This window comes from Nostoc sp. UHCC 0302 (genome assembly GCF_038096175.1).
Classification (GTDB): domain Bacteria; phylum Cyanobacteriota; class Cyanobacteriia; order Cyanobacteriales; family Nostocaceae; genus UHCC-0302.
This window is the reverse complement of record NZ_CP151099.1, coordinates 7,075,269-7,086,708: the sequence shown is the minus strand read 5'-3', so window position 1 is coordinate 7,086,708 and position 11,440 is coordinate 7,075,269. Positions and strand designations below refer to the sequence as shown.

9 protein-coding genes and 1 tRNA gene are annotated in these 11,440 nt (G+C 42.3%); 9 read left to right on the top strand and 1 reads right to left on the bottom strand.

What is annotated here, in order from left to right; translation table 11 throughout:
* The first annotated feature begins 307 nt into the window (after positions 1-307).
* The 7 genes from WKK05_RS30600 to tilS all read left to right on the top strand — a co-directional run bounded on the left by WKK05_RS30600 (position 308) and on the right by tilS (position 7,322).
* A tRNA-Leu gene (locus WKK05_RS30600) sits at positions 308-388 on the top strand.
* A 141-nt stretch (positions 389-529) separates the two neighbouring features.
* A complete protein-coding gene (locus WKK05_RS30595; protein WP_341526764.1) occupies positions 530-1,159 on the top strand; it encodes a chorismate lyase in 630 nt (209 codons plus the stop codon).
* Between the two features lie 821 nt (positions 1,160-1,980).
* On the top strand, positions 1,981-3,771 hold the full coding sequence (locus WKK05_RS30590) for a DUF3352 domain-containing protein (protein ID WP_341526763.1): 1,791 nt from the start codon (positions 1,981-1,983) through the stop codon (positions 3,769-3,771).
* Between the two features lie 159 nt (positions 3,772-3,930).
* Positions 3,931-5,004 carry a c-type cytochrome biogenesis protein CcsB gene (gene ccsB, locus WKK05_RS30585; RefSeq protein WP_341526762.1) on the top strand — a complete coding sequence of 358 codons (1,074 nt, stop codon included), beginning with the start codon at positions 3,931-3,933 and terminating at the stop codon, positions 5,002-5,004.
* Between the two features lie 118 nt (positions 5,005-5,122).
* Positions 5,123-5,743, top strand: coding sequence for a Uma2 family endonuclease (locus tag WKK05_RS30580; RefSeq protein ID WP_341526761.1), 621 nt, complete (start codon positions 5,123-5,125; stop codon positions 5,741-5,743).
* Positions 5,744-5,825: 82 nt separating this feature from the next.
* The gene (locus tag WKK05_RS30575; RefSeq protein ID WP_341526760.1) at positions 5,826-6,143 is read left to right on the top strand and encodes a KGK domain-containing protein; all 318 of its coding nucleotides are present in this window, start codon (positions 5,826-5,828) and stop codon (positions 6,141-6,143) included.
* Between the two features lie 168 nt (positions 6,144-6,311).
* Positions 6,312-7,322 (top strand): tRNA lysidine(34) synthetase TilS, encoded by a 1,011-nt coding sequence (tilS, locus tag WKK05_RS30570; protein WP_341526759.1) that lies wholly within the window; start codon positions 6,312-6,314, stop codon positions 7,320-7,322.
* Between the two features lie 64 nt (positions 7,323-7,386).
* Here the strand turns inward: tilS and hmpF are convergent, their stop codons facing one another.
* Positions 7,387-9,147 carry a pilus motility taxis protein HmpF gene (gene hmpF / locus WKK05_RS30565; protein ID WP_341526758.1) on the bottom strand — a complete coding sequence of 587 codons (1,761 nt, stop codon included), beginning with the start codon at positions 9,145-9,147 and terminating at the stop codon, positions 7,387-7,389.
* A 404-nt stretch (positions 9,148-9,551) separates the two neighbouring features.
* Here hmpF and WKK05_RS30560 point away from each other — a divergent pair, with 404 nt between their 5' ends.
* On the top strand, positions 9,552-10,730 hold the full coding sequence (locus WKK05_RS30560; protein WP_341526757.1) for a response regulator: 1,179 nt from the start codon (positions 9,552-9,554) through the stop codon (positions 10,728-10,730).
* 337 nt (positions 10,731-11,067) lie between these two features.
* Positions 11,068-11,433: a response regulator gene (locus WKK05_RS30555; RefSeq protein ID WP_341526756.1), complete on the top strand. Its 366-nt coding sequence runs from the start codon at positions 11,068-11,070 to the stop codon at positions 11,431-11,433.
* The last annotated feature ends 7 nt before the right edge of the window (positions 11,434-11,440 follow it).

Genomic DNA, 11,440 nt, shown 5'->3' with positions numbered 1-11,440 from the left:
ATGCTGAGTAAGCTGTGAAAATCGGGATTGCTGGCTCTACGGGTCTTAACTAGACTAACAACATTCATTGCTGGTGCAAGTCTTTGCTAGTTACCCGTCTAGGTCTTCCCAAGCCCACCGTGCCTTCCACAGCAACTCAACCCCTTTTAATATCACTTGTGCAGCTGCTAAATTTCTGTGAGTCTGATATTATATCCACCTCAGAAAATTTATAAGACTATACACTTAGATTTTTGGGAACTTGAACTTAGATATCACCTTACTATAATTGTTTTGTTATGCTATATTTTGTATTCAGACAACCCATGCGGATGTGGCGGAATTGGTATACGCGCACGTTTGAGGGGCGTGTGCCTTTGGCTTGCGAGTTCGAGTCTCGCCATCCGCATTTTTTAATTGTCTTAGTCAAAAGTCCAGTGCCAATAGTCAAAATCAAATGCTATTGACTTTGGACTCTTGACCTTTGACTATTGACTTACCTCTGTTTTTTTATGCTTTTATAGAGATAGGTGAAGTTTTGTAAAAAGCATTGACTACTACTTTTACGCCGACAGACAACTTAACGCTACCAGCAGCTTGGCATCGACTGACTCCTATTTGGCAAGGTGGAGAGGAAGTAATTCAACAAAGTTTGCCTCACACTCAGCTGGCACCAACTTGGCAAATGTTGCTTTTAGGCGACGGTTCGCCGACAAGACATTTAGAATTACTTACCGGTGAGCCAACAGAAGTAGATGTCATTGATATGTCACTAATTGGTATGGACTCAGATAGTGCGCCTGAGTTAATCAAAGCTGTTCCAGGGCCACGACTGCGGCGGCAGGTATGGCTGCGTACAGGTTCAGGTCAACGTTTGGCTTATGCTACCTCGTGGTGGGAAGCCAGTCATGTAGATGAGTATTTGCAAAACCGTTCCTTACCAATTTGGGCAAGTTTAGCCCGTCTGCGTACAGAATTATATCGGGATGTCCGAGGAATTTACTATGGTTACTCATCTGCGCTAGAGTCGGGTTTTAATGTAACTGGGCCTTTTTGGGGTCGCCACTACTTGTTTTGGCATCATGGACAGCCCCTGACTATGATTTATGAAGTTTTTTCACCTTATTTAACCAAGTATTTGGGGCCTATGCAGGTAAGTGAGCTTAACGTTCAGACATAGTGCCATTTAGAAAATCTGTAACCTTTTCCTATCCTTATCCTTAATCTCTAAGAAGAGAACTTGCAGATTCGTCAACTTAGTTATATTCTCAAATTGCTTAGAAACCTGGAATAACAGCAATTTTCTGCTCAATAGACCACATACTTGACCTTTATGTTAAAAAGCTTGGAGTGGAAGAAACCTCTGCTCAACGCCAGTAACGCTCCTGCGTTGCTACCGCTTCTCTACGAGACCGGAGGCGAACGCTAACGCCCAAGTCGGGAAACCCTTGACGCTCGTTCGCCCTTGGCGTCTCCGTTGGCGTAGCCTCTCCCTTTGGGAGAAGGAGAAGACTCGCTAACGCTGCGCTAACGGCAGTCGCTCATGGGGAAAACCCCCTACAGCCCTTCGGGCATCCTACGGCAGGCGCTAGCCTCTCCCTTTGGGAGAAGACCGCGCTGCCTCACCAAGCGACTGGCTCAACTTTTTGCTCTCAAAGCTTCTCTTGCTGAGAAAGGCTTATACCCATTCTCAGCAAGAAAAGAAGTTAAGTATCTTAACGTAGTCTAATTAAGTGAGAACTGCTGTAATTCTGGGAGAGTTCCTTATAAAAGTAACCTTTCCGCGAAACTGTCCTGCGAAATTCAACAAAGCGTGTTAAAAAAGATAACTAATCACAAAAACACTGCTTTTAAAACAGTAGAGAAGGTTGATTACCAAAGTACCATCAAGGTCTAGGTGGAGAAATTGATACAATTAGCTGCCCTAGATAATAGGAAACCTTTGGTTGATTTAACCAATCAAGCAAGTAATAAGTTTGCAAGTATGAGGTATAGGTTTCAATGGCACCGCCTGTTGTGTCTGTCCCAATGAAGAAAAAAAAGAAACCGTCTCTGGTGCTGACGCTTTCGGCTGCTGGGTTATTAATTGGTGCAGGAAGTGCGGCATACTGGTTTTTAACCCAAGGACAATCTTCTTCCAGAGATTTGCCAGTAGGTGCAAATATTATTCCTCAAGATGCTTTGTTTGCGGTTTCTTTAACAACAGATCCTAGACAGTGGCAGAAATTGCGAGAGTTTGGGACAAAAGAAACCCAAGCAGAACTAGATAAAAATTTAGTCCAGTTGCGCGATCGCTTTTTGACTAATAATGGTTACGACTTTCAGAAAGATATCGCTCCTTGGGTAGGCGATGAAGTAACAATCGCCATTCTTACCCCCCAAACAGCAATTAAACCTGCGCCCAAACCAGTTGCTACTGATGGAGATACTACTAACTCTGGGCAATCGATGGTGATGGTGCTGCCAATAAAAAGCCCAGAAATAGCTAAAAACTTTCTTGCACAACCCAAAACTCTCAAACAAGGCAAATGGATTGACCGCACATATCAGGGAATCACTATCAAACAAAATCAGGGACAAGCTGACGGAAACTTTTCCGCAGCATTAATAGACGGACGTTTCTTAGTTGTCACAGATAATCTGAAAGCTACAGAACGAGCCATTGACGCTTATAAAGGTAAAACATCCCTAGCAACAATCGGGGGCTTTGCAGAAAATTTCCCCAAAATTGCCAACTACCAACCCTTTGCCCAGTTTTATGTAAATGTGCCAACAGCGGCTAGGATAGCCACCGCTTCTCCAAACCGTCGGTTACCTGCTCAAGTACTAGCTCAACTTCAAAATAACCAAGGTTTAGCAGGGACAATTACCTTAGAGTCTGAAGGAATTCGCTTAAAAGGCGTTTCTTGGCTAAACCCTAATAGCCAGCGTGTGCTAGCCGTAGAAAATAAAGCTGGAACTATGCAAAGCCGCGTACCCGCAGAAACCTTAATGATGCTGTCTGGTAGTAACTTACAACGGTTGTGGGGAGACTATGTTTTAACATCTCAAGGAAATCCTCTCTCACCGATAACACCAGAACAGCTGCGAGGTGGAATTAAATCTCTAACAAATTTAGATTTAGATCAAGATTTGCTCAGTTGGATGAAAGGTGAGTTTTCCATCTCAATCGTTCCCACCACTGCCAAACAGGGTTCAGCAGAAGATTTTCGTGCAGGTTTGTTGATTATGGTACAGGCAAGCGATGCCTACAGTGGGCAAAGCCTACGTAAATCAGCTGAAGCATCTTTACAAAAACTGGATGATGTGATGAAAAATCAATACCAGTTCAAGATCCAACAGGGTAAAGTTGGCGGTCAAGCTGTCGTTAACTGGGTTGCACCGTTTGGCACATTAACTGCTACCCACGGTTGGTTAGATCAAGATATCGCTTTCTTAGTAGTAGGCGCTCCCATCACCGATAAAATTGTTCCCAAACCCAACAATACACTAGCTAGTACTCTCCCCTTTCAACAAACAGTTCCTACAGAACCTAATCCAACAAATGGGCAATTTTTCTTGGATGTAGAAAGGACTGTGAAAAATTTTCCCTTACCAACTTTGATTCCCAATCAACAAACCTTGCTAGCAGCAACGCGTTCAATTGGGGTAACATCTGCTGTCAGCGATAGTCGGAGTAACCGCTACGATATTTTTTTTGCACTTAAAAAAGCTGGTGACTCACCTGCTTTACCCAGTCCAGGTAGTAGTCCTAGCAGTCTTGCTATTCCTGTCCCGGCTCAATCACCGTGACACCACCAGCAAAAATTAAGAGTTAGAAGTTATCAGTTTATAACTTCTAACTCTTAACTGTTAACTCCAAAGTTATCCATTCCCCATTCCCCCTTAAGCAGATAGGATCAAAACAGTCAGAATCTATATTTTTAAGTAATCCACCGGGGAGAAGACTTTATGAATTTGGTTGCACTCCAGAACTGGCTGGACAACGCCTCCTTTGCGATATTATTTCTCACAATGCTCGTGTATTGGGGAGGGGCAGCTTTTCCAAATCTGCCTTATCTAGCCGCTTTGGGAACAGCTGGGATGGCGATCGCTAATTTGTGCATGGCTACTCTACTGGGAGCAAGATGGATAGAAGCTGGCTATTTTCCCTTGAGTAATTTGTACGAATCCCTATTTTTCTTAACTTGGGGAATCACCGCCGTGCATTTAATTGCCGAAAATACTAGCCGTAGCCGCTTAGTAGGAGTTGTTACCGCCCCCGTAGCTATGGCGATCGCAGCTTTTGCCACATTGACGCTGCCATCTCAAATGCAACTTTCAGAACCCTTAGTACCTGCTTTGAAGTCAAACTGGCTAATGATGCACGTCAGTGTGATGATGTTGAGTTATGCTGCTTTGATGGTGGGTTCTTTATTAGCGATCGCTTTTTTAGTTGTCACTCGCGGTCAAAATATCCAGCTACAAGGAAGTTCTGTAGGTACTGGTGGCTATCGTAGCAACGGCTATCGCTTGCACAAAACAGCTGAACTAATTTCTCAACCATCAACACCTCCCGTTGAAAATAACGGCTTTGCTCGTTTTGAAACCAATAACAACGGCAACAGTAACGGTAACACCGCTGTTTTAGGTTTAGTCACAACAACCCCAATCCAAAATCCAAACACTGAAATCCAAAATTCGGAACCCCTTTCACCACAACGTCTTAGCTTAGCTGAAACCCTCGACAACATCAGTTATCGCGTCATCGGACTTGGTTTTCCTCTGCTGACGATTGGGATTATTGCTGGCGGTGTTTGGGCTAACGAAGCTTGGGGTTCCTACTGGAGTTGGGATCCCAAAGAAACTTGGGCTTTAATCACCTGGTTAGTTTTCGCCGCCTACCTCCACGCTAGAATTACTCGCGGATGGCAAGGGCGTCGTCCTGCGATTTTAGCCGCCACCGGCTTTGTTGTCGTCTGGACTTGCTATCTCGGTGTGAATCTTTTAGGTAAAGGTTTACATTCTTACGGGTGGTTCTTTTAATAACTTTACTTTCTACCCCTCTTTAACAACAAAGAGGGGTTATTTTACCGAAGAGGAGCAGATTTTACATTAATCACTACTTTTGTTACTTTTAGCTTGCTTTGTCGCAGGTGAAAATATGGTTAAAACCCCAGTTAAAAAACTAACTTTTGAAGAGTTTCTAGAGCAATATCCTGATAGCTCTGGCATCTACGAACTGGTAAATGGAGAAATTATAAAAGTGGAGCCAACTAGAGCGCATAAAAATGTAGCAAGATTTCTGATGCTAAGTTTCAACGATGAAATTAGGCGCTTAGAACTTAACTATATTGCTGACAAGGATATTATTATCAGGACGTTCACTGATACTGGTGAAGAACAAGGTAGAAATCCAGATGTCAGCGTAGTTAATGCATCACAGTGGAATAGCAATGTCCTCGCTTATGGGGCATTGATTGAGCCAATTCAATTGGCTGTAGAAGTTACTTCAACAAACTGGGATGATGATTATATTGACAAACTACAGGAGTATCAGCGACTCGGTATCTCTGAGTATTGGATTGTAGACTATCTTGCAATTGCCAGTCGCGCTTATCTCGGTAATCCTAAACTTCCCACCGTTTTCGTTTACCAGTTGATAGATGGTCTCTACCAAGTGCAAAAATTTACAAATAATGACCGCATTCTCTCTACTACTTTTCCAGAACTAGCAGTGACTGTTGAGCAAGTTGTAGCTGCAAGTAAAATCCAAAAACTATAACGGATTTCAATTAATTCCTAGTTTTATTTCGGATGAGGCGCTATGTCTATAGAAACTATAGATTTAGTGACAGGAGATTTTTATGGGAGATGGATTCGAGAGGCTAAACCACGATGAAGTTGTGTCTATAGAACCAGACACTTTTAATAAATTAGATATTGCTAAAACTTTTAAAGTCCGTGATTTGATTAGAGCGATAAAGGAGCATATTGGAGCAGACGGGACATCTGAAGCAAATCTGTATACTGAAGGACTCAACTGTGAAGTCTTACAATTTACTACCGAGGGATGGAAGAAAGGAAAAGTTAGGCTTGCTTTAGAATTTTGTCCTGAAGAACCAGAATCACCATTAGACGAAATTTATCAACAGCTCAAAGAAGCAGAAAACCTAATAAAGTAGCCAGTCCCCAACTAAAAAATTTTGATACCAAGGCGAAATATATCATTGTTATTAGTAGCACAGATGCACGCCGATAAAATAGAAAATTATCTGCGTTCACACCGAAGTTCTGAGCAGCTTCTGCTGCTCAGGTTTTTGTCTGCGTATATCTGTGGTTAAAAGTCAAAAATGGTATGGACTCCGCTACATTCAAAAATACATCGCACTATCCGATCGCGCCATTTATTTGAGCGCAATCAGCGGCTATTAGTAGCAGTTTCCGGCGGACAAGATTCACTGTGCTTAATCAAACTACTGTTAGATTTACAACCAAAGTGGGTATGGCATTTAAGTATTGCTCACTGTGACCATCGCTGGCGTTCTGATTCAGAAGCCAATGCTAATCATGTCAAAAATTTAGCTAAAACTTGGGATCTACCTTTTTATTTAGAAACTGCTACACAGCCTTTAAATAGTGAAGCTGCTGCACGTGATTGGCGCTATCAAGCTTTAAATGCGATCGCCCAAACAAATAATTATCAATATATAGTTACAGGGCATACCGCAAGCGATCGCGCTGAAACTCTACTTTACAACTTAATTCGTGGTACAGGTGCAGATGGTTTGCAGGCTCTGACTTGGAAACGTCCACTAACTACAGACATTATCTTAGTGCGCCCACTTTTAGAAATAACTCGTACACAGACAGAGCAATTTTGTCAATATTTTCAATTACCAGTTTGGGAAGATTCCACTAATCAAGATTTAAAATACGCCCGCAACCGCATTCGCCAAGAGTTAACACCATATTTGCGAGATAATTTCAACCCACAAGTAGAATCAGCATTAGCCCAAACCGCAGAACTTTTGCAAGCAGAAGTCGAGTATTTGGAGCAAGCAGCCGAGAAGTTGCGAAAAGAAGCACTTGGGGAAGTAAACCAAGAATTTTTCTTGTCCCCCTCTTCCCCTGCTCTTCCTTTAAGGTTAAATCGTACAGTCTTGCAAACAGCACCACTAGCATTGCAACGTCGGGTAATGCGTCAAGTATTGCTGCAAATACTGGCTGACGCCCCTAGTTTTGAACATATCGAAAAATTAACAGTTTTAATTACAGCACCAAATCGGTCACAAACCGATCCATTTCCTGGTGGTGTGATCGCGTTAGTAGAAGGCGATTGGATTTGCTGGAAACAGTTATGAGTTAGGAATTATGAATTAGAAATTTTCTCCAACTCATAACTCCTAACTCATCACTCCTAGCTTTTCACGAAGCTATTAATTCAGGTTGAGGTAACAAACTTTGGATAGTTTGACGCATTTGGGCGATCGTCTGGAGTTGATAATCACCAGTTTCTTGGACTTGAGACAAAGATTCTCCAATTCCTTGTAACTTGTGCCGTAAACTATCTAAAGAATCCTGAATGGGTTGTAATGTTTCTTGATAAACATTTAGCTGGCCCCAGGATTGAGATGTTGCTGAGCGCAAGGACAGCAAGTTTTCCTCGATTACTTTCAGTTCTTGGTGTTTCTGTTCAAGCTCATGTGTTTGATTGTCAATCATTCCCTGAGCTAATTCAATACCAGAGCGTATCTGCTCAATCTCACGTTCCAGCTTTTGTATCTCTTGCGAATGTTGTTGTCGCTGGGTTTCAATTTGTAACAGAATCGGCTCTAAATTAACTTTGTTACCTTCTTCTTCATCAGCGACAGTATGTCCTTGCCGCCGCAGCAGTACAGCTTGGTGTTGCTTGAGAAACTTCTGATGCTGTAGCATATTGCGGCGTTGTCCTACTAAACTGGAGTTTAGCATTTGATATAGGTCTTTTTCATCCGCCAGTTCCATTTCTAAATTGATGTGGTCATGGTCAGATGCTAGGTTTATTTTCTTTTCTAGTTCTTCTATAGCTTCTTGCTTATATTTAAGTTCTTGTTCTTGATCGTGAACAAAGCTAGAGTCTATTTCCAACTTATGCTGCAAGTCTTGCACAATCTTTTGCAGTTCTTCTAAAGACATTTGCTGCAAAGCTTCCACATCAGCTTGCTGGCCGAGAACAACATCACTAGATGTTGCAGCCAAGGTATGAATATTTTGGTATAACTCTTCCTGATTTCGTAACTGCTCTTTGAGTTTTTCAGCCAACTCTTGCTTGGTGGTAAGAGCGGCTGTATTTACCTGCAACTGTACTGTTTGCTGTACTAAAGAATTTTGTGCCTGTTGCCATGCATTTTGGCGATCGCTAAACGTTTGCGCCAGTTGTTCTACTTCCTCTTGCTGTGCAGCCGCCACACTTTTTTGCTGTTCCAGTTGTTGCCAGTGTGGATTCAGCGTAGCTTGCTGGCTTTCGACCAATTCAAAAGCCAGATGCAGATGTTCTCTGACTGTTTCCGTAGGAGCAACATGACTAGACAAGCGATCAAGTAACTCACTAATTACCCGACTTTGTTCTGCATCCAAAACACTCCCTTGTTGGAAATCCGCTTGACACTCTGCAAGGCGACGCTGCTCACCGCGTAAATGCTCCCAAGCTCCTTCCAGTTCTTTGCGATTGCGCTCAATTTCTACTTGCAACCGTTCAATCTCCTCGCGCGAGGTTTCAACTTGCTGTTTTTCCTCATCGAGGCGTTGAACATCATCCTCCATTTGTTGCAGATGTTCTAAGCGTACTTCCATATCCATTTCACGGCGATTCAACTCTTGCGCCTGAAACGTCAAGGACTGCTTCCACTGATCAATCTCATCTTCTTTGAGCTTAAACTTTTCCAGTTGACGAGAAAAATTCTGCAAAATATTCACTAGTGGTCGGCCTGCTTCTTGAATCCGCTGCACTTGACGATTCGGATTCACTTCAGCCAATACCAGTGCGCCATCATTTAATTTGCTTGCTTCCTCAGCAGCAATTACTTCTTCTGAGACAGTATTCCAATTTTGGTCAGTGCGCTGACAAGCTAGCAGTTTCAATTCGGTTTTTGAACCACCGCTGAGTAAGCCACCTTTCTGTTTTTGTACTTCTGCTAAATACAGCACACCTTTAGTCCTTTTGATGCACTTGACATTTGTTTTTTGGGATATACATTAGATAATTCTGTTAACTTATCTGACTGAACCTAAGTTTAGAAAAGACACACAAAACTATTTATAGGCGTTAGATTTGGTCTTGTTATTTATAGAAGCGATTAGGGTCGCGCCTTTATATTCTGTACTCATGACGTTGATCATGACTTCCGTGTGATCACTAACTTTGCCAAAGTGTATTACAAAAGTTTAAGGATAGTAGCTGAATATATTTTTTAAACAGAAAAAGAGATTAGGGAAAAATCTTACTAATACGTCATAATCAAAACCTAATCCATCTGCTCAAAACATGAAAAAATTGAGGGCGCAAGGGATAAACAATATCAACGGGATTAAAAGGAGCAGCTTTTAGCTAAATGCAGGGAAATTTAAACGAAATTGATATTTGCAGTATTCTGCAATTGATTGAGTTGGGACAGCGAACTGGGCAACTATGGGTAGAAGCCTATAGCTCTCACCAAAGTAATCAACTTGCAGAGGAAGGTTTGAGATATCGCCCCAAGCAACAGTCTTGGTTTGTCTTTTTCTTGAATGGTCAAATTATTTATTGCCAAGAAGGTGAAAGTAGTGTATCTCGCATTAACGATTATTTACGTCACTACCGCATTGAGAAGCGACTCGGCGAGATGCACTTGGCTTCCCTAGCATCAACTAATGCGCCAGAGTATGCCTATCTCTGGGAACTCTTAGAGCGGAATATTATTAAGCCGAAGGTAGGTGGTAGTATCATCCTTGGCTTGGTGCATGAGACTCTCTTTGACCTGCTGAGTTTACACCAAGGTAACTTTATTTTCCATCAGAGTGCAGCCTTGGCTCCACAATTACGCACCCTAGAAATTGCTCCCCTGATTACAAAAATTACCAAGCAGCTGCAAGAGTGGAAACAGCTACATCCACACATTCAGTCTCCTGAACAATTACTAGTGCTAGCCGACAGTGTTCGGCTACGTTCCTCGTTACCAGATGCAACAGTAAATAAACTAGAGCATTGGGCAGATGGGAAAACTTCCCTGCGTCAACTGGCTCGCTATCTCAACCGAGACATTTTGACAGTCGCTAAAGTAATTTATCCATACGTGCAACAGGGTTGGCTACAACTAGTTAATTCAGTCAAGACTAAATTAAACACCCATACAAAAGAAACAGAGTTGGCGGAAAACTATAGAGGACGGATAGTATGTATTGACGATGCGATCGCTATTGGTGAAACTGTAGAGTATATTTTAAAACCACAAGGCTATGAAGCGATCGCCCTCACAAATCCCTTAGAGGCGCTCAGTCTTGTTTTTCAACTCAAGCCGGATTTAATTTTGTGCGATATTACTATGCCGGAATTAGAGGGTTATGAAATTTGTGCCATGCTTCGACATTCAACAGCATTTAGGCTCGTACCAATTATCATGCTTACTGGTAAAGATGGATTTATTGACCGAGTCAGAGCTAGGATGGTCGGGGCAACAGATTATTTGACCAAACCATTCGCAGACACTGAGCTAATAACGCTTGTAGAGAAATATATCAACATAAACTCCTAGGAAAATAGGGTATTGGGAAGCCAGCCACATCGCGGGTTATCCGACTTGTAAAAACTAGCGTCAGGAGGCTTCATAAAAACAAATTTTTATTCTGCCTTATAAATTCTGTTTATAAAATCTCTGAAACGGAGGTATAAACGAGATTCAAGACTTGTTGATTCCATTAAAGATGGGGTAAAAGATGTTATCACAGAATCAACTGACCCCAGAGGAATGTCAATATTCAGTAAACTTAGTGAAAAAGTAGAATTTATTTATACATTTATTGCTTACGGGGGGGGGGAATTAGGGAATGTTCCAAACAGGAACGTCTACATCAGGAGGTAGATAGAAATTTATGAGTACAGTTCTGATTGTGGAAGACAGTATCGCACAAAGGGAGATGATCACAGACCTCCTAAAAGCAAGTGGCTTAACAGTCACCCATGCTAGCGACGGATTAGAAGCGTTGGAGGCAATTCAAAGCACGCCTCCCGATTTAGTAGTACTGGATATTGTCATGCCCCGGATGAACGGCTACGAAGTTTGTCGGCGGTTAAAGTCTGATCCGAAAACTCAAAATGTTCCTGTAGTTATGTGTTCATCCAAAGGTGAAGAATTTGATCGCTACTGGGGTATGAAGCAAGGAGCAGACGCCTACATAGCCAAACCGTTTCAACCAACCGAGTTGGTGGGGACAGTCAAACAACTGCTGCGAGGATAAGGATGAG

Excerpts from the sequence above, each read along its gene's own strand:
- WKK05_RS30590 (WP_341526763.1), top strand. The coding sequence starts at position 1,981 with ATGGCACCGCCTGTTGTGTCTGTCCCAATGAAGAAAAAAAAGAAACCG.
- tilS (WP_341526759.1), top strand. The coding sequence starts at position 6,312 with ATGGTATGGACTCCGCTACATTCAAAAATACATCGCACTATCCGATCG.
- WKK05_RS30555 (WP_341526756.1), top strand. The coding sequence starts at position 11,068 with ATGAGTACAGTTCTGATTGTGGAAGACAGTATCGCACAAAGGGAGATG.
- ccsB (WP_341526762.1), top strand. The coding sequence starts at position 3,931 with ATGAATTTGGTTGCACTCCAGAACTGGCTGGACAACGCCTCCTTTGCG.
- WKK05_RS30580 (WP_341526761.1), top strand. The coding sequence starts at position 5,123 with ATGGTTAAAACCCCAGTTAAAAAACTAACTTTTGAAGAGTTTCTAGAG.
- WKK05_RS30575 (WP_341526760.1), top strand. The coding sequence starts at position 5,826 with ATGGGAGATGGATTCGAGAGGCTAAACCACGATGAAGTTGTGTCTATA.
- WKK05_RS30560 (WP_341526757.1), top strand. The coding sequence starts at position 9,552 with ATGCAGGGAAATTTAAACGAAATTGATATTTGCAGTATTCTGCAATTG.